General features: G+C 73.2%; 23 protein-coding genes. 10 read left to right on the top strand and 13 right to left on the bottom strand.

What is annotated here, in order from left to right; translation table 11 throughout:
• Positions 1-18: 18 nt before the first annotated feature.
• From tgmA to CK485_RS11100, 4 genes are all read right to left on the bottom strand, one after another.
• A complete protein-coding gene (gene tgmA, locus CK485_RS11115) occupies positions 19-204 on the bottom strand; it encodes a putative ATP-grasp-modified RiPP (RefSeq protein WP_109449516.1) in 186 nt (61 codons plus the stop codon).
• Between the two features lie 81 nt (positions 205-285).
• Positions 286-684 (bottom strand): recombinase family protein, encoded by a 399-nt coding sequence (locus CK485_RS11110; protein WP_146214520.1) that lies wholly within the window; start codon positions 682-684, stop codon positions 286-288.
• 533 nt (positions 685-1,217) lie between these two features.
• The gene (locus CK485_RS11105; protein ID WP_109449512.1) at positions 1,218-3,563 is read right to left on the bottom strand and encodes a glycoside hydrolase family 65 protein; all 2,346 of its coding nucleotides are present in this window, start codon (positions 3,561-3,563) and stop codon (positions 1,218-1,220) included.
• Positions 3,560-4,303 carry a beta-phosphoglucomutase family hydrolase gene (locus CK485_RS11100; protein WP_109449510.1) on the bottom strand — a complete coding sequence of 248 codons (744 nt, stop codon included), beginning with the start codon at positions 4,301-4,303 and terminating at the stop codon, positions 3,560-3,562. Before CK485_RS11100 ends, CK485_RS11105 begins: the two co-directional genes overlap by 4 nt.
• A gap of 299 nt (positions 4,304-4,602) precedes the next feature.
• Here CK485_RS11100 and CK485_RS11095 point away from each other — a divergent pair, with 299 nt between their 5' ends.
• Entirely contained in the window at positions 4,603-5,046 is a 444-nt protein-coding gene (locus CK485_RS11095; protein WP_241968283.1) for a VOC family protein, read from the top strand.
• An 89-nt stretch (positions 5,047-5,135) separates the two neighbouring features.
• Here CK485_RS11095 and CK485_RS11090 read toward each other — a convergent pair whose 3' ends face one another.
• Positions 5,136-5,696, bottom strand: coding sequence for a sugar O-acetyltransferase (locus CK485_RS11090; protein WP_109449508.1), 561 nt, complete (start codon positions 5,694-5,696; stop codon positions 5,136-5,138).
• 101 nt (positions 5,697-5,797) lie between these two features.
• On the opposite strand from CK485_RS11090, the gene CK485_RS11085 reads away from it, so the two are divergent.
• Positions 5,798-6,073 carry a hypothetical protein gene (locus tag CK485_RS11085; RefSeq protein ID WP_109449506.1) on the top strand — a complete coding sequence of 92 codons (276 nt, stop codon included), beginning with the start codon at positions 5,798-5,800 and terminating at the stop codon, positions 6,071-6,073.
• Between the two features lie 57 nt (positions 6,074-6,130).
• Here the strand turns inward: CK485_RS11085 and CK485_RS11080 are convergent, their stop codons facing one another.
• Complete coding sequence (locus CK485_RS11080) at positions 6,131-7,006, bottom strand: DMT family transporter (protein WP_109449504.1); 876 nt, start codon at positions 7,004-7,006, stop codon at positions 6,131-6,133.
• Positions 7,007-7,191: 185 nt separating this feature from the next.
• Between CK485_RS11080 and CK485_RS11075 the strand changes: the two genes are divergently transcribed.
• The 3 genes from CK485_RS11075 to CK485_RS11065 all read left to right on the top strand — a co-directional run bounded on the left by CK485_RS11075 (position 7,192) and on the right by CK485_RS11065 (position 11,273).
• On the top strand, positions 7,192-7,698 hold the full coding sequence (locus tag CK485_RS11075) for a DUF664 domain-containing protein (protein WP_109449502.1): 507 nt from the start codon (positions 7,192-7,194) through the stop codon (positions 7,696-7,698).
• A gap of 158 nt (positions 7,699-7,856) precedes the next feature.
• Positions 7,857-9,521 (top strand): penicillin-binding transpeptidase domain-containing protein, encoded by a 1,665-nt coding sequence (locus tag CK485_RS11070; protein WP_109449500.1) that lies wholly within the window; start codon positions 7,857-7,859, stop codon positions 9,519-9,521.
• Positions 9,522-9,662: 141 nt separating this feature from the next.
• Positions 9,663-11,273 carry a metallophosphoesterase family protein gene (locus CK485_RS11065; RefSeq protein WP_109449498.1) on the top strand — a complete coding sequence of 537 codons (1,611 nt, stop codon included), beginning with the start codon at positions 9,663-9,665 and terminating at the stop codon, positions 11,271-11,273.
• A 51-nt stretch (positions 11,274-11,324) separates the two neighbouring features.
• Here the strand turns inward: CK485_RS11065 and CK485_RS11060 are convergent, their stop codons facing one another.
• Positions 11,325-12,119, bottom strand: coding sequence for a hypothetical protein (locus CK485_RS11060; protein WP_109449497.1), 795 nt, complete (start codon positions 12,117-12,119; stop codon positions 11,325-11,327).
• A gap of 212 nt (positions 12,120-12,331) precedes the next feature.
• Here CK485_RS11060 and CK485_RS11055 point away from each other — a divergent pair, with 212 nt between their 5' ends.
• Positions 12,332-12,772: a YchJ family metal-binding protein gene (locus CK485_RS11055; protein ID WP_109449495.1), complete on the top strand. Its 441-nt coding sequence runs from the start codon at positions 12,332-12,334 to the stop codon at positions 12,770-12,772.
• Between the two features lie 59 nt (positions 12,773-12,831).
• On the top strand, positions 12,832-13,200 hold the full coding sequence (locus CK485_RS11050) for an arsenate reductase family protein (protein WP_109449493.1): 369 nt from the start codon (positions 12,832-12,834) through the stop codon (positions 13,198-13,200).
• A 38-nt stretch (positions 13,201-13,238) separates the two neighbouring features.
• On the opposite strand, the gene CK485_RS11045 is transcribed toward CK485_RS11050, so the two are convergent.
• Positions 13,239-14,084, bottom strand: coding sequence for a YhjD/YihY/BrkB family envelope integrity protein (locus tag CK485_RS11045; RefSeq protein ID WP_241968282.1), 846 nt, complete (start codon positions 14,082-14,084; stop codon positions 13,239-13,241).
• A 198-nt stretch (positions 14,085-14,282) separates the two neighbouring features.
• On the opposite strand from CK485_RS11045, the gene CK485_RS11040 reads away from it, so the two are divergent.
• The gene (locus tag CK485_RS11040) at positions 14,283-15,590 is read left to right on the top strand and encodes a protein kinase (protein ID WP_109449491.1); all 1,308 of its coding nucleotides are present in this window, start codon (positions 14,283-14,285) and stop codon (positions 15,588-15,590) included.
• Between the two features lie 6 nt (positions 15,591-15,596).
• Here CK485_RS11040 and CK485_RS11035 read toward each other — a convergent pair whose 3' ends face one another.
• Positions 15,597-16,673, bottom strand: a complete 1,077-nt coding sequence (locus tag CK485_RS11035) for a hypothetical protein (protein WP_241968438.1) — start codon at positions 16,671-16,673, stop codon at positions 15,597-15,599.
• Between the two features lie 426 nt (positions 16,674-17,099).
• On the opposite strand from CK485_RS11035, the gene CK485_RS11030 reads away from it, so the two are divergent.
• Together CK485_RS11030 and CK485_RS11025 are read left to right on the top strand one after the other, a co-directional pair.
• Entirely contained in the window at positions 17,100-19,148 is a 2,049-nt protein-coding gene (locus tag CK485_RS11030; RefSeq protein WP_109452783.1) for a phospholipase C, phosphocholine-specific, read from the top strand.
• A gap of 335 nt (positions 19,149-19,483) precedes the next feature.
• Positions 19,484-20,773 (top strand): glycoside hydrolase family 16 protein, encoded by a 1,290-nt coding sequence (locus CK485_RS11025; protein WP_241968437.1) that lies wholly within the window; start codon positions 19,484-19,486, stop codon positions 20,771-20,773.
• A 99-nt stretch (positions 20,774-20,872) separates the two neighbouring features.
• Here CK485_RS11025 and CK485_RS11020 read toward each other — a convergent pair whose 3' ends face one another.
• From CK485_RS11020 to CK485_RS11005, 4 genes are read right to left on the bottom strand one after another with little or no spacing between them, the layout of a single operon-like run.
• Positions 20,873-21,550, bottom strand: coding sequence for a spherulation-specific family 4 protein (locus CK485_RS11020; RefSeq protein WP_109452781.1), 678 nt, complete (start codon positions 21,548-21,550; stop codon positions 20,873-20,875).
• A gap of 10 nt (positions 21,551-21,560) precedes the next feature.
• The gene (locus CK485_RS11015; protein ID WP_109449486.1) at positions 21,561-22,526 is read right to left on the bottom strand and encodes an NAD(P)-dependent oxidoreductase; all 966 of its coding nucleotides are present in this window, start codon (positions 22,524-22,526) and stop codon (positions 21,561-21,563) included.
• 9 nt (positions 22,527-22,535) lie between these two features.
• Positions 22,536-23,249: a nucleotidyltransferase family protein gene (locus CK485_RS11010; RefSeq protein WP_109449484.1), complete on the bottom strand. Its 714-nt coding sequence runs from the start codon at positions 23,247-23,249 to the stop codon at positions 22,536-22,538.
• Positions 23,250-23,262: 13 nt separating this feature from the next.
• Entirely contained in the window at positions 23,263-24,264 is a 1,002-nt protein-coding gene (locus CK485_RS11005; protein ID WP_109449483.1) for an SDR family NAD(P)-dependent oxidoreductase, read from the bottom strand.
• Positions 24,265-24,324: the final 60 nt, after the last annotated feature.

The raw sequence follows: 24,324 nt of genomic DNA, 5'->3' as shown, positions 1-24,324 counted from the left end.
GTCTCGTCGCGTCGCGTCTCAGTCGTCGAAGTGCGTCTTGGACCCGGCGGTCGAGGTGGTGGAGCCGGCGGCCAGCAGCATGGCGGTGTCGAGCACCGCGGGGCTGCCGTCCGCCAGGACGTTCAGTTGTTGATCCGGATCGTAGGCGTAGGAGGTGACCGGCTCGGGTATGGGGCTGCGAGCGTAGGTGAGTGCGAACGGCATGGCTAGTCCCAATGCTGTCGGCGGAACCCGCGTCGTGGGGAACGCGGGGCTCCGGGGGATACGGACGTGCTCGGTGGTGCGTCAGGCCGTGGTGTCGTGCCTCGGCGGGGGCGCCTCGGGGGTGCCGGTGGCGGCGACCAGGACCGCCCCGCGGGACCGGAACGACGCCTGGAGCGCCTGGAAGTCCTCCAGGCCGGCGGCGACGGTGGCCGGGTCCCAGGTGATGACGATGCCGACCTCGCCCTGCGCGAGCGCGGTCCGCACCCGCTGCCAGCCGGGGCGCTCCTGAAGGGGCAGGCCGGGCTGCTCCTCGATGACGGTGTCCACCACCCACCAGGTGCGGTGTGCCGCGTGGGTCCGGCAGACCTCCGCCCGCCGCCCGGCCACCACGGCGTCCGGCTCACAGACGTAGACCATGGTGGGTATCGGCCCGTGCCTGTCGGGGGCGTCGGTGGGGGATGAGTAGCCAGTGGTTGCCATCAGGTGTCTGTCTCCACGTTTCCTTGTGTGTCGTCGCCGGGAACCACCGGTCGCGGGGTGTCAATGGCTCATACGAAGAAGAGGGGCGAGAGGTTCGCGGTATGCGCAAGTGGCCGCGGTTTTCTCTTCTTTGGTGTCTGTGGGGTGGTGCCGGGCACACGGCGAGTAAACACCGCCGGGCGGTGCGACGCCATAACGATCCATTTGGCACTGTTGACCGTAATGGTCGCTGGCGGGCACGCGGCCCGGGCCGGCCGGGTCTCGGGGCTGACACGACAACAATGACGTGCTTTCGGGGTTCGCGGTTGCGAGACCACGGAACGGTTCGGGGAGGTCACACACCGGAAGGAGGGGCGACGCCCTTTGTCCGGACGCGCCCCGCACCGGGAATTCCCGGGCGGCTCATGGATAACTCCCGGGAAGTGAACGCATTGCGCTGCGGCGACGGCTGAGCGTGACGAACCCCCTTGCGCGGCAGGGAGTTTGACGGAGCGAAATGCCCGGCGAACATGAAAGGCGCTTATGCCGGGCGGTCATTGCCGGCGCTCGGGACGTCGGCCGGGCGGTTGCCCGGGTTCCGGTCGGGCCGGCACCGGAGGCACCGGCCGCGATTGCGGTTCACCGGTCGCCACCGTCAACTTCTCGCCGCAGTGGCCGATTTCCAGCGGATCGCCCGCGACGAGAGTGTACGTGGTCTTGGAGCCGTCGATCTCCACCCGCAGCCGCGCCCCGCGCACCTGCACGCTGAAGGCGAGGCGGCCGATCATCTCCGGCAGGCGGGGGCGGAACGAGATCCGGCCGTCGACGTGCCGCATGCCGCCGAAGCCCGCGACCAGCGCGAGCCAGGTACCGGCGAGCGAGGCGATGTGCAGGCCGTCGCGGGTGTTGCGCTCCAGGTCGTCCAGGTCCATCAGCGCCGCCTCGCCCGCGTAGTCGTAGGCGAGCCGCAGGTGGCCCACCTCGGCGGCCATGACCGCCTGGCAGCAGGCGGACAGCGAGGAGTCACGCACCGTCAGCGGTTCGTAGTAGTCGAAGTTGCGGGCCTTCTCCTCGTCGGTGAAGGCGTCGCCGCGCGTGAACATCGCCAGCACCAGGTCCGCCTGCTTGACCACCTGCTTGCGGTACAGGTCGAAGTAGGGGAAGTGCAGCATCAGCGGGTACTGGTCGGGACCGGTGTTCGCGAAGTCCCACGGCTGGCGCCGGGTGAATCCCGCCGACTGCTCGTGCACCCCCAGGTCCTCGTTGTACGGGACGGTCATCGCCTCGGCGGCGTCCCGCCACGCGGCGGTCTCCTCCTCCCCCACCCCGAAGTCCGCGCCGCGCTCGGGGTGCCGCTCCACCGCGTCGGCGGCGGCCCGCAGGTTCGCCTGGGCCATGAGGTTGGTGTACGTGTTGTCGTAGCCGACCGCGCTGTACTCGTCCGGGCCGGTGACGCCGTCGATGTGGAAGCGGCCGTGCGGGTCGTGATGGCCCAGGGAGTGCCACAACCGGGCGGTCTCCACCAGCAGTTCCACCCCGGCGTCCCGCTCGAAGCCGGTGTCGCCGGTGACGGAGACGTACCGCACGACCGCCTCGGCGATGTCGGCGTTCACGTGGAACGCCGCCGTGCCGGCGGGCCAGTAGGCGGAGCACTCCGAGCCGTCGATGGTCCGCCAGGGGAAGGCGGCGCCGCGCAGGCCGAGTTGACGCGCGCGGTCGCGTGCGGCGGGCAGCGTCGACTGGCGCCAGCGCAGCGCCTCGGCCACCGCGTCCGGTGCGGTGTAGGTCAGCAGCGGCAGCACGAAGCTCTCGGTGTCCCAGAAGGAGTGCCCGTCGTAGCCTGAGCCGGTCAGGCCCTTGGAGGGGATCGCGCGCTGCTCGGCGCGGGCGCCGGCCTGAAACACGTGGAAGAGGGCGAAGCGCACCGCCTGCTGGATCTCCGCGTCGCCGTCGATCTCGACGTCCGAGCAGTCCCAGAACTCGTCGAGGCAGGCGCGCTGCTCATCCACCAGGCCCTGCCACCCGGTGCTGGCGGCCCCGGCGAGGGCCGCGTCGACCTGGTCGACCACCGCGGGCAGGGAGCGCACGGCCGACCAGCCGTACGCGACGAGTTTGTCCAGCCGCAGCGTCTGGCCGGGCGACAGCCGCGAAGTGACCGTCAGGCGACTGACGTTGTCCCCGCTCTCACTGGAGGCGCGCGTGCCTTCCGGGCCGTCCACCACGTGGTCGGCGGCCGCCGCGACCCGCAGCCCGCTGGACTGGGTGCAGTGCACCAGGCGCAGCCGGTTGCCCTGCGCGAAGTGGTCCTCCGGCACCAGGGGAGACTCCAGCGCCGCCGACACCCGGGGGTCCCCGGTGGCCTTCGGGAGCTGCTCGTTGGCGACCAGCTCGGACTGGATCACCAGGCGCACCTCGGCGTCCAGCGGCTCGACCTCGTAGCGCACCCCGGCGATGGCCCGCTGGGACAGCGAGACCATCCGGGTGGAGCGCACCCGGACGGTACTGCCGGCCGGGGAGGTCCACTCGACGGTGCGGTGCAACAGCCCGCCGCGCAGGTCGAGTTCGCGGGTCTGGGAGCGCAGCCGCCCGTAGCGCAGGTCGAACGGCTCGTCGTCCACCAGCAGCCGGATCACCTTGCCGTTGGTGACGTTGATGACGGTCTGGCCGGACTCCGGGTAGCCGTATCCGGCCTCCGCGTACGGCAGCGGCCGCAGTTCGTGGACCCCGTTGAGGTAGCTGCCGGGCAGACCGTGCGGTTCGCCCTCGTCGAGGTTGCCCCGCCAGCCGATGTGGCCGTTGGACAGGGCGAAGACCGACTCGCTCTGCGGCAGCACCTCGATGTTGAGGCCGGTCTGCCGCACCGACCAGGGGTCCACCTGGAACGACGGATGAATGATCATGAGCCCTCCCCCAGCAGCTGGGACAGGTCCTGCACCACGGTGTCCGCACCGTGCTCGCGCAGCGCGCCGGCCTGGCCGACCCGGTCGACGCCGACGACATAGCCGAAGTGGCCGGAGCGTCCCGCGTCCATGCCTGCCAGGGCGTCCTCGTAGACGGCGGCGGCCGCGGGCTCGATGCCCAGGTCGTGGGCGGCGGCCAGAAAGGTGTCGGGATGCGGCTTGCCCGGCAGGGCGCGCTGCTGGGCGACGACGCCGTCGATGCGCACGTCGAACTGGTCCAGCAGGCCGACCGAGGCCAGCACGTCCTTGCAGTTGGCGCTGGAGGACACCACGGCGGTGCGCATCCCCGCCCGGCGGGCGGCGGCCAGATAGCGCACGGAGCCCGGATACGCCTCCACGCCGTCCTCGCGGATCTTGCGCAGCAGCAGTTCGTTCTTGCGGTTGCCCAGGCCGTGCACCGTCTCGCGGTCCGGCGGGTCGTCGTCCGCACCCTCGGGCAGTTCGATGCCCCGGGAGGCGAGGAAGGCACGCACCCCGTCGGCGCGTGGCCGGCCGTCCACGTACTCGTCGTAGTCGGCCACCGGGTCGAAGGGGGTGAAGCCGGCGCCCTCGCGGGAGCGCAGGAAGTCGTCGAACATCGACTTCCAGGCGGCGGCGTGGACGACGGCGGTCTTGGTCAGCACCCCGTCGAGGTCGAACAGACAGGCACGGATGTCGTTCGGCAGGCCGATGGTCGTCATGCGCTGCGTCTCCCCGCGAGGCCCGCGCCCCATGCCTGCCGTCCCGGCGTGCCACGGGGGCGGCTCGGCGATGCCACCCGTTCGGCGCAACGGCCGGCGGGCCGCGGTGCGGGCGGGCTCCCGGCGGCGTCGCGGGGGCGGTGGCGGGCCCTGGCCGCGGCCCCGGCGCGCGGGCGTGTCGCGCTGTAGCGTGAGGGGCGGCCTCCCGTGCGGCGCGGCCCGCGCGACCGCGTGAGCCACCCGCGCCGGGCGAGGCCTGTGCTGCCGTACCGGGCCGAGGCGGGAAGGGGTATCCCAGGATGACGTCAGATGCGACACCGCGCCCGGCGGGCGGCTCGCCGCGGCTCACCTCGATCGTGATCTTCGTGCACGACCTGGAGGAGTCCACCGCGTTCTACCGTGACCTGCTGCTGATGGAGCTGGCCACGCGTTCCACCTCGGCGGCGCTGCTGGCCAACGCGGGCGGCGACCAGGTCTACCTGCGGGCGATCGGGGCGCGCGGCGAGCACCCGTTCGGCAGCGTCGGGACGCAGTACGCCATCTGGACCGCGGCAGACCAGCGGGACCTGGAGCGCTGCGAGCAGCTGCTCAAGGAGCGCTCCGCGCACGTGGCGACGACGACGGCCTCGGGTCTGACGCTGGTCGAGGGACGCGACCCCAACGGTCTGGCGTTCATGGTCACCCACCCCGGTCCGGACCAGGCTGCCCGCGACGAGATCATGGCCCGCGTCTACGCCTGGTGAGGGCGTCGGCGTACACGCGGTGACCGCCCGGCCGGCGCCCGATGAGCCCGTGGCGCGCGGTGGCCCGGCATGATCCGGCGTACGCCCGTCTACGGTTCCAGTCGGCGCACGACCCTGGCCGGATTGCCGACCGCGAGTACGCCCGCGGGCAGGTCGTGCACGACGACCGCTCCGGCCCCGACCACGGTGTCGGCGCCGATCGTCACCCCGGGGCAGACGACCACCCCACCGCCGAGCCAGACGTTGTCACCGATGGTGACCGGCACCGCCTTCTCCCATCCGGCCCTGCGGCGGGCGGCGCCGAGTTCGTGAGTGGCGGTGAGCAGCTGGACGTTGGGCCCGATCTGGACGTCGGCGCCGATCGTGACGGCGCCGGTGTCGAGGACGACCGCGTTGAAGTTGACGAAGGTGCGCGCGCCGATCCGGATGTTGTAGCCGAAGTCGCAGTGGAACGGCGGGCGGATGCGCACCCCCTCCCCGACCGATCCGAGCAGCAGCTCCAGGATCTCCCGCCGCCGGGGCGCGTCCGGCGGCACCGGGGCGTTGTAGGCGGCGCACAGGCCGATCCTGCGCTCGGTGTCCGCGGCGAGTTCGGGATCGTCCGGCAGGTACCACTCGCCGGCCAGCATCAGCCGTTTGTTCTCGCCCACGGGTCTCCTCACGTCGCCGGTGCGGTCGCCGTCCGGCACGCTATACCCGGCGCGCCGGAGCGTCGCGCGTCGTACCGGTCCCGCCGGGGCACCATGAGGACATGGCCAACGACCTCGACCGCACCGCCGACGCGGCGATCGCCTGCGCCCTGCGCTCCGACGCCGACGGCATGGCGTCGCTCGTCACCGACATGGACGCCTTGCAGCTGCGCAAGCTCGCGGTGCGGCTGGCGGCCCGTACCGCGGAGGCGCTCACCGAGTGGGCGGCCGACGCGGGCGCCACGCCGGAGCAGACGCTGATGATGTGGCAGGCGGCGATCCTGCGGGCCCGCCGGGAGGAGAGTGAACGCGAGGCGGAGGGCGACGGCGGGGCGTGAGCCGCCCGCGCGGGCCCGCTCGGGCCCGGTCGGGTCCCGTCGCCCGCGCCGAGTCGCTCAGGCCTGGTCGGGCAGCGGTGCCAGCAGCGACTTGGCCATCGGCGTCGTGGTCAGCAGCAGCGCCCCGGCCAGCGTGACCGCGGCGCCCGCCAGCTCGGGCGCCAGCCACCAGCCGGTCCTGATCCGCTCTCCGTACAGCACCACGCCGAGGCTGATGCTGAGCACCGCGTCTCCCATGGTCAGCACGGGCTGGGAGGCGGCGATGGGCCCCGACTGCAACGCGTTCTCCAGCAGGAACAGCGCCGTCACGCCGGCCAGCGCGAAGCCGTAGGTCTGCCAGGCGGTGAAGAACCCGGCGGGCCCGCGGGTGTCCCAGGTGTACGCGGCGGACTTCATCAAGGCGGCGGTGAGCGCGTAGCCGATGGCGGCGCCGAGCGCGAAGGCGGCGGCCCGCGCCTTGCCCGCGGGCCTGCGCAGCGCGGCGCCGACGAGCAGCACGGTGGCCGCCACGCACAGCACCAGCACCGGGATCCAGCGGACCATCCCCGCCTGGCTGCCTCCGGCGGTGGGCGAGGCGGCGCCGAGCGCGGTGCCGACGCCCACCACGATGCACGCCACCCCGGCCCACCCCTGCCTCGGCAGTGGGCGCCGGAAGACCAGGCCCGCGATGAGCAGCGCGGTCGGCAGTTCCAGTACGAAGATCGGCTGGACCACCGACAGCGCCCCGTTGTAGAGGGCGAGCGCCTGGAAGCAGGCGGCGGCCATCACCGCGGCCATTCCGCCCAGCCACACCGGGCGCCTGGCCAGGCTGGTGATCAGCGAGCCGCTGAAGCCCTTCGACAGCGGCACGCTCGACGCGGCACGGCGCTGGAGCACCGTGGCGAGGGCGTTGCTCACGGCTGCCAGCAGCGCGCAGACGACGGCCACGGCCATCCCCACCGGCGGCTCTCCTTCCCCGAGGCGGCCTCGGTCGGACCGGCGGCCCCGGCGGGGCGCCCCGGATCACCATTGTGGTCGACTTCCCGCGCGGACCGCGCGCCATGACGGCACCGGAGCAACAATCGGAAGGCCAGGGCGCCGCCGGCCGGGCGGCACCCGTGCGACGGCCTGGAGTGCGGATGAACGTGGCGGACCTGCTGACCGACGCCTTCGAGCGTGTCCACGAGTCGGTGCACGACGCGGTCGAGGGACTGTCGGCCGACCGGCTGGCGACCCGGTCCGAGGGGTCGGCCAACTCGATCGCCTGGCTGGTGTGGCACCTGACCCGGGTCCAGGACGACCACGTCAGCGACGCCGCGGGCGTGGAGCAGACGTGGACCGCGCAGGGCTGGGCGGACCGCTTCGACCTGCCCTTCCCCCCCTCCGCCACCGGCTACGGGCACTCGGGCGACGAGGTGGCCGCGGTGCGGGCGTCGGCGACACTGCTGACCGGATACCACGACGCCGTGCACGAGCGCACGCTCCATTACGTGGGCGGGCTGTCGGGGCACGACCTCGACCGGATCGTGGACGAGGCGTGGGACCCGCCGGTGACCCTCGGCGTGCGGCTGGTCAGCGTGATCAACGACGCCACCCAGCACGTCGGCCAGGCGGCCTTCGTTCGCGGATCGCTGCTGAGCGGCTGACGCGGACCGCCCCGCGCGGTGCCGGCGCGAGCCGGCCCGCCGCCCGGCTCCCGCAGTGACGAAGACGACCCGTACCCCCTCCCCCGCGCGCCCGCCCCCGTGGCTAGGATCGGCGCGGGAACCGCGGCGGCACGCCGCGGAGGGGGGAACAAACGAAGATGAGAACAGCCGTCAAGTCGGCTTTCGCCGTGGGCACCGTCGCGCTGCTGGGTCTGGGAGGGGTGGGCGCGTACAACTTCGTGCACGCGCTCAGCGGTGGTGACGACTCGTCCTCGGCGAGCCGGTCCTTCGATCCGGACGCCGTCTCCAGCACTCCGCCGGACCCCGCCGAGGCGGTGTCGTTCGCCCGGTCGTTCCTGGGCAGTTGGGCCGCGGGCCCGGCGCGCTACGCGGGCGCCGCCGGCGACACCGACGCCCCCGAGGCGACGCGGGCCGCGCTCCGCAGATACCACGACGGCCTCGGCCTGACATCGCTGTCGTTCACCGGGCTCCACGCGGCCGGGGCCGACCCCTCGGTCACCGGTGGCGCGAAGGTGGCGTTCACCGTGACCGCCAAGGTCACCGGCGGGACCTGGAGTTACCCGGGCTCGCTCGACGTGGTCGGCAGCGGCTCCGGGCAGGACGCGGTGCACTGGAGCGCGTCGGTGCTCTACCCGGGCCTGCACGACGGCCAGACACTGGTGGCGGGCCCCGTCCCGCCGGCGTCGTCGTCCGTGTCGGTGGTCGCCTCGGACGGGAGGACGCAACTGACCGCCGCCCGCTACCCCTCGCTCGGCGCCATCGCCACGACCATCGCGCAGAACGCGTCGGGCAAGTCCACCGGCGCCTCGGGCAGCGGGGTGTCGGTCGCCGACGCGTCGGGCGATCCGCAGTCCGCCGTCAAGGTCTTCACGGCGCCCAAGGCCGCCACCGTGACCACCACCATCGACCCGGCGCTCCAGGCGGCGGCCGAACGCGCCGTGCTGGACCCGCATCTGGCGGGCAAGCCCGCCTCGGTCGTCGCCCTCGACCGGCGCACCGGGCACATCCTGGCCATCGCCTTCCACGGGCCGGACGGCGACACCGCGATCAACGCCGAACTGGCCCCCGGCTCCGCGATGAAGATCATCACCTCCGCCGCGCTCTTCGACCGCATGGGCATGAGCCCGGAAAGCCCCGCGCCGTGCAACGCGACACAGCTCGCCGCAGGGCAGACCTTCCACAACGAGGCGGACGTACCGGCGAACCCGAACGCCACCATCGAGCAGGCCTTCGCCGAGTCGTGCAACACCGCCTTCATCTACGACGGCTTCCACTACCTGGTGCACGGTGACGACGCGTCCGTGCTGCACGACGAGGCGGCAGGCGTCTTCGGGCTCGGCAGCTGGTCCATCGGCGGCGGCGTCCAGACCGCCGACCCCAGCGTTCCCGCCGATCCCCAGGGCAGCGACAAGGCGGCCCAGTTCATCGGCCAGGCGCAGGTGACGATGAGCCCGCTGGTGCTCGCCTCGCTCGCGGCGACGGTACGCGACGGCGCGTTCCACCAGCCGGTCATCCTGCCCGGCCAGGCCCAGAGCGCCGCGCCGCAGCAGATCTCCGCGCGCACGGCGGGCTACCTGCGGCAGATGATGCGGGCGGTCGTCACCGGTGGCACGGCCGCGCCGCGCCTGGGCGACCTGCCGGACGTGGGTGCCAAGACGGGTACGGCGGAGGTGGGCGACGGCACCAACGGGTGGCTGACCGCGTACGACGACGACACCGCGGTGGCCTCGCTGGTGGAGGGCGGCAGTTCGGGCGTGGACTCCGCCGGCTACGTCGTGCGCGCGGTCCTGACGGAGCGTTAGCCCGTGAAGTCGCGCTTGTCCGGCTCGCGTTGGCGAGAGCGGGCGCCTGACCACCGCACGCCACCCGGCGTTCACCTCGGCGTCGCCGGCGGACGGCAGTCTTCGGCCCGTCCGCCGCGCCGACTTGGAGGAACGAAGACGATGGCCGAACAGACGGGTACACCCGAGGGCTCGCAGACCGGACTCAGCCGCCGCGGCGCCCTCGGGTTGATCGGCGCGGGCGCGGTGGCGGCCCCGCTGCTGGGCGCGGGGCAGGCGGACGCGGCGGCTCCCGCCGCCTCCCCGGCGGCCGGTGCCGCTCCCGCGTTCAGCGCCAGGCCCGGCTCGGTCGGCGCGTCCCCGGTGCAGGGGCTGCACCTGACCTTCGGGACCGACCCGTCCGCCGAGGTCACCGTCTCCTGGCTCACCGACTCGCCGGTCAGCGCGCCCCGGGTGCGCTACGGCACGCTGGAGCACGGCTTCGGCTCGACGGCCCCGGCCGTCTCCCGCACCTACGTCGACGGCACCTCGGGGCGCACGGTGTACGTGCACCACGCGGCGCTGCGGCGGCTCGCGCCGGACACCGCGTACGTCTACACCGCGTGGCACGACGGCGCCACGCCGGACGGCGGCAGTTTCCGCACCGCGCCGCGCGGGCGGGCGCCGTTCACCTTCACCAGCTTCGGCGACCAGTCGGCGCCGCAGGTGACCTGGAACGCCGACGGCACCCCGGGCATGGACGCCAACTCCACGCCCGCCACCAAGGACATCGTGACCGGTGTCGAGCAGGTCGCGCCGCTGTTCCACCTGCTCAACGGCGACCTGTGCTACGCCAACCTGGACGTCGACCGGGTGCGCACCTGGAACAACTTCTTCACCAACAACACCCGCTCCGCCCGCTTCCGGCCGTGGATGCCCGCCGCGGGCAACCACGAGATCGAGAAGTCCAACGGCGCCATCGGCCTGGACGCCTACCAGACCTACTTCGACCTGCCCTCCACCGAGACCGACCCGGAACTGCGCGGCCTGTGGTACGCGTTCACCGCCGGCTCGGTGCGGGTCATCGTGCTGCAGAACGACGACAACTGCCTCCAGGACGGCGGCGACCTCTACATCAGCGGCTACTCCGGTGGGCGCCAGCTGGCCTTCCTGGAGCGGGAGTTGAAGGCGGCAAGGTCCTCGCGGGCGATCGACTGGGTGGTGGTCGCCATGCACCAGGTGATGATCAGCTCCTCCGACGCCAACGGTGCCGACCTTGGCCTGCGCCTGAAGTACGGTCCGCTCTTCGACAAGTACGGTGTGGACCTGGTGGTCTGCGGCCACGAGCACAACTACGAGCGGTCGCTCGCGGTGCGCGGCACGATATCCGGCAGCGAGACGCTGACGCCCAACCCGGTCTCGACGGCCACCGACTCCATCGACACCTCGCTCGGCACCGTGCACATGATCCTGGGCGGCGGTGGGGTTTCCGGCACCACCAACCAGAACTTCTTCAAGGACGGCTCCGCCAAGGTGCTCACCGCCGTCTCCCCGACCGCGGGCGCGAACGGCAAGCGCACGCCGACCTACGTCAAGGAGCAGGCGGTGTGGACCGGCGTGCGGGACCTGGAGCACCCGTACGGCTTCGCCGCGTTCACCGTGGACCCCGGCCGGTTCCCCGGCGACACCACGCGGATGCACGTGACGTACTACAACGTGAACAAGCCGCACGGCGAGCTGTCGGTCTTCGAGCAGTTCACGCTGCACCGCAAGCGCACCGACGGACCGCGCTGACCCGCGGGCAGGCGGACCCGCGCGGCACCGCCGGATCGCCGCACCGCGACGCTAGGCGCCGGTGCAGCCGTCGGTCGCGCAGGTCCGCCAAGGCCCCCAGGGGCCGCCCGCGGCGAGCTGGGTGATCTCGCAGTAGTAGCCGGACGAGGCGTCCCACAGGTGGGCGACGACCGTGAGCCTGCCGTCCGGGCTCTCGGTCACCGAGGTCGGCGTGCCGACCGGCTCCGGCTCGGGTCCCGTGCCCAGGTCGGTCCACGGACCCCAGGCGCCGTGGGCGTCCTGGACCGTGGCGAACAGTTCGTTGTCGGTGGCGTCGCTGTAGACCGCGAAGTACGCCAGCCGTCCGTCCGCCATGCGGTAGAGATACGGGTAGCCGAAGTAGAACGGCACCGACGCGCCCGAGGACGGGCCGAAGGCGGCCGGGGCCGACCAGGGGCCGCCGGGCCTGGTCTGCGCGACGCGCACGATGTCGGTGCTCTGGTACTCCATGGTGAACGCCTCCAGCCTGCCGTCCGCGTCCTCGGCGGCCGAAAGGACCGGGTACTGGCTGTTGAGGCGGGCCGTGCCGACCTGCCGCCAGGAGCGGTAGGCGCCGCCCGGCGCGATCTGGGTGCGATACCACAGGTGGTCGGCGCCGGTGGTGTCGGTGAAGACGCCGAACTGCGCGGTGCCGCCGTCGCGTCTGGCCACGGACACCGATTCGACCTGGGTGCCGGGCGAGCTCGCGGCCGGGTGCGGCGGTCGCGGTGCGGCGGCCCGCGCGGTGGACGGGACGAGAGCGGTGACGGCGGCGAGTGACACGGTGACGGCGGCCGACAGCACGGCGCGCCTGGTGCTCGTACGCATGGGATCGCCCCTCGGTGAGGATGCCTCGGTGGAGTGGAGGCCGGACGGCGGAACGGGCAGCCACATCCTGCCGGGCGCCCCCGGGGGCGCGCCCCGACTTCCGCGGGTTCGGCGGGGATTGGCTCAAAGGAGGCTGCCGACGGAACCGCGGGGGCGGGGGCGGGGGCGGGGCCCGCGCCCTCGCCGCTGCCGACCGCCGTCACAATGGGGGCATGGCACGACGCACCACACGCCGCTCGCACACCGCCAGGCCCGCCACGAGCCGCCCCGCCGCCCCGGGCTGCCCCTGCGGTCTGCCGGCCGCCTACGACGACTGCTGCGGGCGGCTGCACCGGGGCGAGGCCGCGGCGGCCACCGCCGAGCAGCTGATGCGGTCGCGCTTCGCGGCGTTCGCCCGGCGCGACGAGGCGTACCTGCTGCGCAGCTGGCATCCGGGCACCCGGCCGCCGTCCGTGTCGTTCGACCCCGGCATCCGCTGGGAACGGCTGGAGATCCTGGCCACGAAGGACGGTACCGCCTTCCACACCGAGGGCACGGTGGAGTTCCGGGCCCACTACACCGACGCCGGACACGCGGGCGCGCTGCACGAGACCAGCCGCTTCACCCGCCAGGACGGCGCGTGGGTCTACGTGGACGGTGTGATCGACTGCTGACGGCCGGGCAGGCCGCACGCGCGCGCACCGGCCGGGGCCCGTCTCACTAGGGTGGGGTCATGGAGATCTGGATCAACCCCGCGTGCTCCAAGTGCCGGGCGGCGACGAAGCTGCTGGACGGGGAAGGCGCGAACTACACCGTCCGCCGCTACCTCGACGACCCGCCGACCGCCGCCGAACTGCGGGCGGTCCTGGAGCGGTTGTCGCTGGAGCCGTGGGACATCACCCGCACCGCGGAACCCGAGGCCAGGGAGCTGGGCCTGAAGGAGTGGCCGCGCGGCAGCGCGCACCGCGACCGCTGGATCGACGCGCTCGCCGCGCACCCCCGGCTCATCCAGCGCCCGATCATCACGGCGGACGACGGCACGGCGGTGGTCGGCCGCACCGACGAGGCGGTCCGCGAGGCACTGGGCCGCGGCCAAGGGTAGGGGCACGGGCGGACGGCGGGCGCGTACCGCCGTCCGGGTCAGCGTGAGGCCTCCCGCTCGCGCAGCGCCCAGCCGAACAGCGCGCCCGCGTAGATGACGAAGCCGGTGCCGATCAGCCAGGACTGCACCACGAGCACGGTGCCGATCTGCCCGTAGGAGACCGCGCTGGAGACGATCCACGGGGCGAAGAACCAGGTGGAGAAGAAGCGCAGGCCCACCAGACCGGCGACGGTGGCCAGCGCGCCGGGCAGCAGCCGGGACGCGGGCACCCGTTCGCACAGCAGGAAGTACTGGAACCACCAGAAGAACGCCACCCCGCCGACGACGGTGACCGAGATGTGCAGCCCCGGCTCGATGATCGTCCCGGCGAACAGGTGGCGGCTGTTGGCCGCGACCAGCACGTAGCCGATCAGCACGCCGAGCGCGATGGCCTGCCGCCAGGTGGCGTGCCAGGGCGCCGACTTCACGCCCCAGATGCGCTCGTAGCCCACCTGGATGGAGCCGACGAAGGTCACGCCGAAGACCGCGAGGGCGGCCAGGCCCAGGACGGTGGCGGTGCTCAGCACGGTGCTCGGCGCGCTGAAGAGCTGGTCGACCGCCTGCGCGGAACGGCCGGAGACGCCGAGCCCGGCCCTGAGCCAGGCCACGAACCCCTGCCGTCCGCGCGCCGAGGCGGCGGCGACCACGATGAGCAGCGGAACGAGCGTCACCAGCCCGAGCGCGGAGAACCCCAGGGCCCGGTGCATCAACTCGATGTCCCTGCCCACCCGCCACAGCCGCAGCGTCATCCACACGACCCACGTGCGCTCGCGCGGCGGCTCGTCCGGCGCGCCGTGGTCGTCGTGCCCCGGGCCGGGGGGTCCGGGGGCCGGCACCGACTCCATGGCGGTCTCCTACCCAGTGGTGTCCGCTTATCCGGTGCCGCGGCGCGCCGCCGCGCGGGGTCGACGTCGTGGAACCGTCCCGCACCGGGGCTCACAAGGTTTCCACACGATTCGCCGTTACGGTGCCGGGCGCCACGGCGTCGGCGGATCCGGTGGGTCCCCAGGGCCGGTGGGATCGGCGAGAGGGGAGCCCGGACGATGGACCAGCGGCTGGTGCTGGCGGAGCGGTACGAGGTGTGCGGGCACCTGGGCCGCGGGGGGATGGCGGAGGTGCTGCGCGCCCGGGACCTGCGGCTCGGTCGTGACGTCGCGGTCAAGGTACTGCGGACCGGGCTCGCGGCCGACGGTGCGTTCCGGGCCCGGTTCCGCAGAGAGGCGCTGTCGGCCGCCGCGCTCAACCACCCGGCGGTGGTGTCGGTCTTCGACGCCGGCGAGGCCGAGGTGGACGGCGAGCTGGTGCCGTTCATCGTGATGGAGTACGTCCGGGGCAGCACGCTGGACCGGCTGGCGCGGGGTGGGCCGGACGGGTCACGTCCGTCGCCGGAGCGGGCTCTGCGGCTGACGGCCTCGGTGCTGGACGCGCTGGAGCACGCGCACGAGGCCGGCATCGTGCACCGCGACGTCAAACCGGCCAACGTGATGGTGGTGGACGGCACGGCCCCCGACGTGGTCAAGGTGATGGACTTCGGCATCGCCCGGCCGCTGGGCGCCCGGGGGGTGACGATCACGGCCGCGTCGATGGTGGTGGGGACCGCCGAGTACCTCTCGCCCGAGCAGGCCAGGGGCGCGGAGCTGGACGCGCGGACCGACCTGTACTCCACGGGGTGCCTGCTGTTCGAACTGCTCACCGGCAGGCCGCCGTTCACCGGTGACTCGCCGCTGGCGGTGGCGTGGAAGCACGTCGAGGAGGAGCCGGTCCCGCCGTCGCGGTACGCGCCGGGGATCACTCCGGCGTGCGACGCGCTGGTGCTGCGGGCGCTGCGCAAGGACCGCGAGGAACGCTTCCCGGACGCGGCGACGATGCGGCGGGCGGTGCTGGAGGCGCTCGCGGAGCCGCACCACGCGCCGACGGCGATGATCCCGGTGGCGACGGCCTCGGCGCCGGTCGCCCCGGTGCCGCTCGCCCCGTCCTCTCCCCGGCGCGGCGGTGCCCGGCGCGCCCTGCTGGTCTCGTCCGCCGTGGTCGTGGCGGCCGTCGCGGTGGCCGGTGCGATCGGGGCGCACGCCATGCGCGGCGCCTCCGGTGACGGGTCGGCCGACGCGAGCGGTACGGGCGCGGCGGCCGGCACCGTCGTCGCGCCCGATCTGCGCGGGCAGAGCCTGGCGCAGGCCCGCCGCAGCGCCCGGGCGGACCGCCTGCGGGTCGGCGGCGTACGGGCCGGGGCGTGCGCGGGCGGCACCACGCAGCGCACCGTCTGCGCACAACAGCCCGCCCCGGGAAGCAGGGTGACCCCTGGCACGGCCGTCAGCCTCCAGGTATCGCCACTGCTGCCCCGGCGCGGCTGACCGGCGTCAGCCCACCGGCCGCCGGTCCACCGGGGTGACCGGCGCCATGATGGCGGAGGTCGTCCGGCGCGGTCCCGACCAGGGCGCGGGCACCGCGTCGATGTCGCGGGCGAGCCGGTAGGCCAGCGCCTCGTAGTTGACCCGCCAGCCCTTGAAGTGCGGCCAGGCCCGCTCGGGCGTGCGTTCCATCGGGAAGCCCTGCTCCCGCATCCGCTCGACGCCCTGGAGGAAGGTGGCCTGGTCCAGCTCGATGGCGTCGCCCGGCGACGGGTCGGGGTCGTAGGGGATGCCGCGTACGTCCGCGAGGTCGCGCAGGCAGACGAAGCCCGCGCGCAGCGCCAGCCGCACCTGGGTCTGCGGCAGGGTCGGGTTGAAGGCCAGGTGGAGTGCGGCGGCGTCCATCACGGCCAGCAGGGAGACGAGCCAGTTGCGGGTGTCGCGGGCCGAGCGGAAGTGGATGAGCACCGGGTAGGTGGTGTGGCTCTCGGCCACCTCGGCGCTCCAGCGCTCCCAGTCGCCGAAGAGTTCCTGGAGCGAGTCGAGCAGGTCGGCCTGCGCGTGCCGGGCGAGGATCTCCGGACCCCAGGGCGGGCTGCCGGCCCGGGACTGGAGCAGAGTGACCGCGGTCTCGCGGCGCGCGTAGGCGCCGTAGAGCGCTGGCAGGTAGCCGATCTGCAGCGCGATCACGATCGGTCCCGTGGCCGCCGCGCAGAAGTCGACGGCGGTCAAGGCGCTGCGGCTGCTGCTGGCGAAGCCGAGGGTGAACAGTGAGGAGCCTGCCTCCATCAGCGCGGCCTTGGGGCCCAGGTCGCTGACGGCCGCCTCCAGCAGCGCGTAGCCGACCATGAAGCTGGCCAGCCACAGCACCAGGGTGACGAGCAGCGACATCGGCGCGACAGGGGCCAGCACGCGGTCCTTGGCGGCGGCGGTGCGGCAGCGGTCGGCGACCGCCTGGAAGGGAAGGTAGAGGGTGGCGCGCACGGCCCGGGTGAAGCCGGACCTGGCCGGGCGCGGCAGCACCAGGGTGCGCACCACGGAGGACAGGACGCCGAGCACCACCACGGCGCCCAGCAGGCCGAGCACGGCACGCAATCGAACGCTCCCTTCCCGCGCGGTCCCCGCCCTCCTGCGTGCGGGCGGTGGCGGGGCCGCGTCCGGCGGGCCCCGCTCGCGTCGATCATCCCGCACCCGGCGCGACCTTGCGTGCGCGGGTGGCCGGATGTCGTCGTTGGCGGCGCCCGAAGTGGATCAGGTACCGGCACGCCGGTCCCCGGTGCCAGGCGTCCGTCGTACGATCTGCCCACCCCGCGCCCGGGACGCGGTCCGTGGACGGTCGTCGTCCCGGGCGCAACCGGCCTGCGCGGTGGGCGATTTCAGGCCGATTCGGGTCAGTGGGCAAGGAGGTTAACCCAGGCTTCCCGGCGCATTCATCCACCCAGCACGGGGTGTTCCCCCCGGTCCGACGAGACTCCCGGGACGCCCCCGGACCAGCCAGGAGACATGCCGTTCATGACCGCCATCAACCGCCGCCGCTTCATGCAGCTGACCGGAGGCACCGTGGCCGCCTCCGCCCTGTCCACCAGCATCGCCCGGGCGGCCGAGATCCCGGCGAACCGCCGGACCGGTTCCCTCAAGGACGTCGAGCACATCGTGGTCCTGATGCAGGAGAACCGTTCCTTCGACCACTATTTCGGCACGCTGCGCGGCGTGCGCGGCTTCGGTGACCCGCGCCCCGTGACGCAGCCGAGCGGCAAGCCGGTGTGGTACCAGTCGGACGGCACGAAGGACGTGCTGCCGTTCCACCCGGACGCGAAGGAGCTGGGCCTGCAGTTCCTCCAGGACCTCGACCACGACTGGAACAGCGGGCACGCCGCGTTCGATCAGGGGAAGTACGACAGCTGGGTTCCGGCCAAGACGGCGACGACGATGGCCCACCTGACCCGCGACGACATCCCGTTCCACTACGCGCTGGCCGACGCCTTCACCATCTGCGACTCCTACCACTGCTCGCTGCTCGGCCCGACCGACCCCAACCGCTACTACATGTGGACGGGTTACGTCGGCAACGACGGCAAGGGCGGCGGCCCGGTCATCGACAACGCCGAGGCGGGCTACTCCTGGACCACCTACCCGGAGCGGCTGGAGCAGGCCGGGGTGTCCTGGAAGATCTACCAGGACGTCGGCGACGGACTCGACGCGGCCGGCGGCTGGGGCTGGATCAACGACGCGTATCGCGGCAACTACGGCGACAACTCCCTGCTCTACTTCGACCAGTACCGCAACGCCTCCCCCGGCGACCCGCTCTACGACAAGGCGCGCACCGGCACCGACGCCAAGGCGGGCGACGGGTTCTTCGACCAGCTCAGGGCGGACGTGCTGGGCGGGAAGCTGCCGCAGGTCTCGTGGGTGGTCGCGCCCGAGGCGTTCACCGAGCACCCCAACTGGCCCGCGAACTACGGCGCCTGGTACGTCTCGCAGGTGCTGGACGCGCTCACGGCCGATCCGGACGTGTGGAGCAGGACCGCGCTGCTGATCACCTACGACGAGAACGACGGCTTCTTCGACCACGTGGTGCCGCCCTTCCCGCCCTCCTCGGCCGCGCAGGGCGCCTCGACGGTGGACGTGAGCGCCGACCTGTACTCGGCGAACGGCAACGGGTACGTCTCCGGTCCCTACGGGCTCGGCCAGCGCGTGCCGATGCTGGTGGTCTCGCCGTGGAGCAAGGGTGGCTGGGTCTGCTCGGAGGTGTTCGACCACACCTCGATCATCCGGTTCATCGAGCGCAGGTTCGGTGTCCGCGAGCCCAACATCTCGCCCTGGCGCAGGGCGATCTGCGGCGATCTGACCACCGCGTTCGACTTCTCCGGCAGCGACACGAAGGTGCCCGCGCTCCCCTCGACCGCGGCCTACGTGCCGCCGGACCACGACCGCCACGGCGACTACGTGCCGACGCTTCCGGCCGATCCCGCGCTGCCGGTGCAGGAGCCGGGGCTGCGGCACGCCAGGCCGCTGCCGTACGATCTGGCCGCCGACGCCTCGCTGCGCGGCGGCAGGCTGTCGGTGCGGTTCGCCAGCCACGGCCGGGTCGGCGCGCAGTTCCTGGTGACGTCGGCGGCGGTGCCGGGCGGCCCGTGGACCTACACGGTGGGCGCGGGGCGGGAGTTGACCGGCGAGTGGGACCCGTCCGGCGCCTACGACCTGACGGTGCACGGCCCCAACGGCTTCCTGCGCACGTTCGCCGCCGGGTCCGCCGCCCCGGGCCCCGAGGTCGCCGCGCGGCACGAGGCCGGTCCGCAGGAGGTGCGGCTCACCCTGTCCAACGGGGGCACGAAGGCGGTGCGCCTGACGGTGACCGACGCCTACGGCCACGAGCACCCTGCCCACTACCACCTGCGTCCCGGCGCCCACGTCACACACACCGCGCGCCCGCGCCGCAGCAACGGGTGGTACGACCTGTCGGTGGCCAGTGACCAGGACCCCGCGTTCGTGCGGCGGCTGGCCGGGCACGTGGAGACCGGCCGCGCCGGTACCAGCGACCCGGCGATCCACACCTCCTGAGGCCTGTGTCCTGACGAGGCGTCAACCTCCGTTCCGGAGGCAGCGGTTCGGCCGCTGCCTCCGGAACGCTCTCGTTCAACTCCCGAAGGAACGAAAGAAATGGAGCGCTCTCTCGCGTAACCTCTTGACGCTGGCAGGTACATGGCAGATGGTGCGAGCGGTCGATCCCCCACCACGACTGGAGGAACCGCATGCCTCCCTCACCCATGGCGTCACCGCCCGCGCCGCACTCCCCCGCGCCCGGACCCGCGACCCGGCACCGCGCCCGCAGCAGACGTCCCCGCCGCGTGGCGGTCGCGGCCCTCGCCGGTGCCGCCGCGCTCGTCGGCGCCTTCATGACCGCTCCCGGTTCCGCCCAGGCGGACGTCCCGCCACCGCCCTCGGGCTGGACGCAGGTCTGGTCGGACGACTTCAACGGCGCCGCGGGCACCTCGCCGTCGTCCGCCAACTGGAAGTTCGACACCGGACCCGGTTCGAACTTCGGGACCGGCGAGATAGAGACGATGACCAACAGCACCAGCAACGTGGCCCTCGACGGCAACGGCGACCTGAAGATCACCCCCGTCCGCGACGCCAACGGCAACTGGACCTCGGGCCGCATCGAGTCGCTGCGCGACGACTTCCAGCCCCCGGCCGGCGGCAAGCTGCGCATCGAGAGCCGCATCGAGCTGCCCAGCGTGACCGGCGCCGCCGCGGCCGGGTACTGGCCGGCGTTCTGGACCCTGGGCACGCCGCTGCGCAACGGCGGTACGTGGCCGAGCGTCGGCGAGTTCGACATCCTGGAGGACGTCAACGGGCAGAACCTCGCGTACGGCACCCTGCACTGCGGTGTGGACCCGGGCGGCCCGTGCAACGAGACCAGCGGTCTGGGCGGCAAGACCACCTGCCCCGGCAGCCCGTGCCCCGGCAACTGGCACACCTACTCCCTCGACTGGGACCGCAGCGTCAGCCCCGAGACCCTCACCTGGTCCGTGGACGGCCAGCCGTACTGGTCGGTCAACGCCAACCAGGTCGACCCGGCCACCTGGGCGAACGCCACCGCCCACGGCGTCTTCATCATCTACGACCTGGCGATGGGCGGCGGCTTCCCGAACGGCGTCGCGGGCACCACGACGCCCAACTCCGGTACGCAGTCCGGCTCCCCGATGCTGATCGACTACGTGTCGGTGCTCAGCAGCGGTGGCGGCGGCAGTTCACCGCCGCCCTCCGGCGGCCCGAGCGCGTACAGCACGATCCAGGCGGAGAGCTACAACTCCCAGTCGGGCACGCAGGACGAGGCCTGCTCCGACTCCGGTGGCGGCCAGGACGTGGGCTGGATCGCGAACGGCGACTGGCTGGAGTACAACGGGGTGGACTTCGGCTCCGGTGGCGCCACGCAGTTCGACGCCAGAGTGGCGTCCGGGGCCGCGGCGGGGGTGAGCGGCCTGGTCCAGGTCAGACTCGACAGTCCCACGGCCACACCGGTCGGCAGCTTCTCGGTCGGCAGCACCGGCGGTTGGCAGAACTGGAGGACGATCCCGGCGAACATCTCGCGGGTGACCGGCACCCACAACGTCTACCTCACCTTCTCCAGCGGGCAGAGCGCCGACTTCGTGAACGTCAACTGGTTCACCTTCACCTCCTGACCGGCCGGGACGTCCGGTGCCTGACGGCGCCCCCCAACGGGGACGCCGCCGGGCATCCGGCTCCAAGCGCTGCCGGTGCGAACCCCTTTGGCGCGGCTCTCAGTCCCCTCCCGCCGGGTCGTCGAACAGCACCGGCAGCGAACTCCACGGATTGGGCCCGCGTCCCGGCACCGCGCAGTGCACGGCGGCGCCCCGCGCCAGGGCGATCCGTGCCGCGCTGTCCCGGGCGGCGGGCGGCACGTCGTACACCAAGTGGCAGAAGCGGTCCGGCGGATGAAGCGCCGTCCACTCCGGCACCACGGCCTCGCGATAGGCGTCCCAGCCGCCCTCGAAGGTGACGAGCAGATCGGCCAGGCGCGCGTACCGGGGGTCCGGATGGGTGCCGTGGTTGAGCACGACGCACTGCGCGCCCAGCAGCCGCGCCGCCCTCGCCAGCAAGCGCACCCCCCTCAGCCCCGCGGCGCCCGCCGGGGCCTGGTCGAGGAAGACACCGTCCACCCCGTACCAGGCGCGGTGCCGCAGGACGTCGCGCAGCACCTCGCGCAGCGCACGGCGCCCGTACCCGATGTCGGCGTAGCCGAGCAGCCGCACCCCCGCGGCCCGCAGCCCCGCGGCGGCGTCGGCGAAGACCGGGTCGGCGTGCTCACCGGGACCGTCGGCGACGTTGAGCACGACGGCGTGGACCAGCGCCGCGTGCCGGGTGACCGCCCGCCAGGCCCTGGGGTCCGCCGCGGGATGGACGTAGAGCGGGACCAGCAGCCGGGGACGGGCGGTCACCGTCGTCGGCTCAGCCCGCGCCGGGGACCGCACGCGCACTCGTGTCGGCAACGCCGGTGTCCGGCAAGGGCGTTGAGGCGACGTGGGCCCACATGTCGCGCAGCGAGTCGGCCAGCGTGATCCGCGGCGTCCAGCCCAGCGCACGGCGCGCGGTCCGCACGTCCGCGCACTGCCAGGGGACGGCGGCCGAACGGGCGGACCCGTGCGCAGCCGTCTCCTCGACGCTCCCGCGGAATCCGGCCGCCGCCACCAGCCCGTGCGCGACCTCGCGCATGCGCACCGCGCGCCCGGAGCCGACGTTGACGACCCGGGGCAGCGGCCCGGGCACGGTGACGGCGAGCGCCGCCGCCCTGGCCACGTCGCGGGCGTCCACGAAGTCCCGGTGGGCGGACAGGTCCCCGACCCGCACCGCGCCGGCCCCCTCGTCCACCCCGCCAGGCGCGAGACGGCGCAGTTGCCCCGCGAGCCGCCCGGGCAGGCCCGAGTCGGGCGCGCCGGGGCCCAGGACGTTGAAGAGCCGCAGTACGACCGCGTCCAGCGGCGAGCCGGTCACCGCGAGGGTGCCGGCGAGCTTGGTCGCGCCGTACGGGCCGAGCGGCGCGGCGGGCGTGGTCTCGCGCACCGCCACGCCTTCGGGACCCGCCCCGTACTCGGCGGCCGAGCCGAGGTGGACCAGGCGGGCGGTGGGCGCGGCGCGGTGCAGGGCGTCGGCCAGGACGGCGGGGCCGCGGGCGTTGACCTCGGCGAGCCGGACCGCGTCACCGCCCACCGCACCGGCGCAGTTGACCACGGCACCCACATCCGCGTCGGCCAGCAGCCGCGTCAGGTCGTCCGGCCGCACGGTGGCGAGGTCCGCTGTCAGGTCGGCGCCGGGGCCGCGGCCGCCGCCGAGCACCCGCACCCCGGGGAGGGTGGCGAGGTACCCGGCGACGTGGCCGCCCAGGAAGCCCGAGGCGCCGAGAACGAGAATGCGCAACGTGTGGGTTCACGCTCCCTTGAGCAGCAGTCCGCGGCGGGTGGTGAACTCCGCGTTGGCCCGGTCGTAGTCATCGGGGCGCCCGATGTCCAGCCAGTATCCGTCGAAGTCGTAGGAGGCGGGCGGGGTTCCGGCCGCCAGCAGGTCGAGCACCAGGTCGTCGAAGCCCAGCGGCAGGCCGGGGGCGTAGCGGGTCAGCGCCGAGCGCGACAGCCCGTAGACGCCCATCGAGACGCGGTAGGCCATGCTGGGTTTCTCGTGGAATCCCACGACCTGGTCGCCCTCGGTGGTCAGCACGCCGAAGTCGATGGAGACCTGGCGCTGGTAGGTGGCGATGGTCAGCGGCGGCCCGGTGCGGCGGTGGCGGCGCAGCACGTCGCCGTAGTCGAGGTCGGTCAGCACGTCGCCGTTCATCACCAGGAAGTGCTCGGGGAGCCGGTCCAGCATGGTCAGCAGCGGACCCATGGTGCCCAGCGGGCTCTCCTCGGTGGCGTAGTCGACGTGCAGCCCCCACTGCGAACCGTCGCCCACGTAGGCGCGGATGATGTGCCCGAGATGGCCGATCGCCAGGGTGCAGGAGGTGAATCCGGCGCCGGCGAGCTGCCGTAGGACGATCTCCAGGATGGGATGCTGGTCGCCGATGGGCACCAGCGGCTTGGGCAGGGCGGTGGTGTAGGGACGCAGCCGGATGCCCTTGCCTCCGGCCAGGATCACTGCGTGCACGGTCTCCCCCAGGTCAGACGTTGTAGATGGTCGTCTTGTAGCGGGCCAGGTTGGCCGGGTCGCGGAAGAACTCCGCGGTGGCGGCGAGTCCCTCCTCCAGCGTGTGCGCGGGGGCCCAGCCGGTGGTCTCGCGCAGCAGTGAGGCGTCGCAGACCAGCCGCATCACCTCGGAGCCGGTGGGTCTGACCCGGTCGTGGTCCTCGCGCACCTCCACCTCGGTGTCCATCACCTTGCCGATGAGGGCCACCAGGTCACCGACGGATGTCTCGCCTCCGGTGCCCGCGTTGAAGGTGCGTCCCACGATGGCCGCGTGCGGCGCGGTGCCGACCGCGACGAACGCGGCGGCGGTGTCGGCGACGTAGGTGAAGTCCCGGGTGGGGCGCAGGTCGCCGAGGGTCACCGTGCGTTCGCCCGCGGCGAGTTGGCCGATGACGGTCGGGATGACCGCGCGCATCGACTGCCGCGGTCCGTAGGTGTTGAAGGGCCGCAGCGTCACGACGGGGGTGCCGAAGCTCGCGTGGTAGCTCTCCGCGAGCCGGTCGGCGCCCGCCTTGGACGCGGCGTACGGGGACTGCGCGTGGATGGGGTGGTCCTCGCTGATCGGCACCGTGCGCGCGGTGCCGTACGTCTCGCTGGTGGAGGTGTGCACCAGGCGCGGGATCTCCTGCCTGCGGACGGCTTCCAGGACGTTGAGGGTGCCGGTGACGTTGGTCTCGACGTACGAGTGCGGTGCCCGGTAGGAGTACGGGATCGCGATCAGCGCGGCCAGGTGGTAGACGGTGTCGGCGCCCGCGACCAGGTCGCCCACGGACGCCGCGTCGCGCACGTCGCCGAGCACGACCTCCACGTGGTCCAGCACGGGGGGCGGCAGCAGTTCCAGCCAGCCGTAGGAGGAGAAGGAGTTGTACTGCACCATGGCGCGCACCCGGTGTCCCGTGGCGACCAGGGTGTGGACGAGGTGCGAGCCGATGAATCCCTCTGCTCCGGTGACGGCGACGGCGGTTGGTTGTCCCACGACGGGGCCTCCTGGTGGTTGGCGGGGTGCGGACTCGGCCGTCGCGTGACGCTGGTCGCG

Source organism: Streptomyces sp. ICBB 8177, from assembly GCF_003144095.1.
Classification (GTDB): domain Bacteria; phylum Actinomycetota; class Actinomycetes; order Streptomycetales; family Streptomycetaceae; genus Streptantibioticus_D.
This window is presented reverse-complemented; position numbering and strand designations above follow the sequence as displayed.

Excerpts from the sequence above, each read along its gene's own strand:
- tgmA (WP_109449516.1), bottom strand. The coding sequence starts at position 204 with ATGCCGTTCGCACTCACCTACGCTCGCAGCCCCATACCCGAGCCGGTC.
- CK485_RS11110 (WP_146214520.1), bottom strand. The coding sequence starts at position 684 with ATGGCAACCACTGGCTACTCATCCCCCACCGACGCCCCCGACAGGCAC.
- CK485_RS11105 (WP_109449512.1), bottom strand. The coding sequence starts at position 3,563 with ATGATCATTCATCCGTCGTTCCAGGTGGACCCCTGGTCGGTGCGGCAG.
- CK485_RS11100 (WP_109449510.1), bottom strand. The coding sequence starts at position 4,303 with ATGACGACCATCGGCCTGCCGAACGACATCCGTGCCTGTCTGTTCGAC.
- CK485_RS11095 (WP_241968283.1), top strand. The coding sequence starts at position 4,603 with ATGACGTCAGATGCGACACCGCGCCCGGCGGGCGGCTCGCCGCGGCTC.
- CK485_RS11085 (WP_109449506.1), top strand. The coding sequence starts at position 5,798 with ATGGCCAACGACCTCGACCGCACCGCCGACGCGGCGATCGCCTGCGCC.
- CK485_RS11080 (WP_109449504.1), bottom strand. The coding sequence starts at position 7,006 with ATGGCCGTGGCCGTCGTCTGCGCGCTGCTGGCAGCCGTGAGCAACGCC.
- CK485_RS11075 (WP_109449502.1), top strand. The coding sequence starts at position 7,192 with ATGAACGTGGCGGACCTGCTGACCGACGCCTTCGAGCGTGTCCACGAG.
- CK485_RS11070 (WP_109449500.1), top strand. The coding sequence starts at position 7,857 with ATGAGAACAGCCGTCAAGTCGGCTTTCGCCGTGGGCACCGTCGCGCTG.
- CK485_RS11065 (WP_109449498.1), top strand. The coding sequence starts at position 9,663 with ATGGCCGAACAGACGGGTACACCCGAGGGCTCGCAGACCGGACTCAGC.
- CK485_RS11060 (WP_109449497.1), bottom strand. The coding sequence starts at position 12,119 with ATGCGTACGAGCACCAGGCGCGCCGTGCTGTCGGCCGCCGTCACCGTG.
- CK485_RS11055 (WP_109449495.1), top strand. The coding sequence starts at position 12,332 with ATGGCACGACGCACCACACGCCGCTCGCACACCGCCAGGCCCGCCACG.
- CK485_RS11050 (WP_109449493.1), top strand. The coding sequence starts at position 12,832 with ATGGAGATCTGGATCAACCCCGCGTGCTCCAAGTGCCGGGCGGCGACG.
- CK485_RS11045 (WP_241968282.1), bottom strand. The coding sequence starts at position 14,084 with ATGGAGTCGGTGCCGGCCCCCGGACCCCCCGGCCCGGGGCACGACGAC.
- CK485_RS11040 (WP_109449491.1), top strand. The coding sequence starts at position 14,283 with ATGGACCAGCGGCTGGTGCTGGCGGAGCGGTACGAGGTGTGCGGGCAC.
- CK485_RS11030 (WP_109452783.1), top strand. The coding sequence starts at position 17,100 with ATGACCGCCATCAACCGCCGCCGCTTCATGCAGCTGACCGGAGGCACC.
- CK485_RS11025 (WP_241968437.1), top strand. The coding sequence starts at position 19,484 with ATGACCGCTCCCGGTTCCGCCCAGGCGGACGTCCCGCCACCGCCCTCG.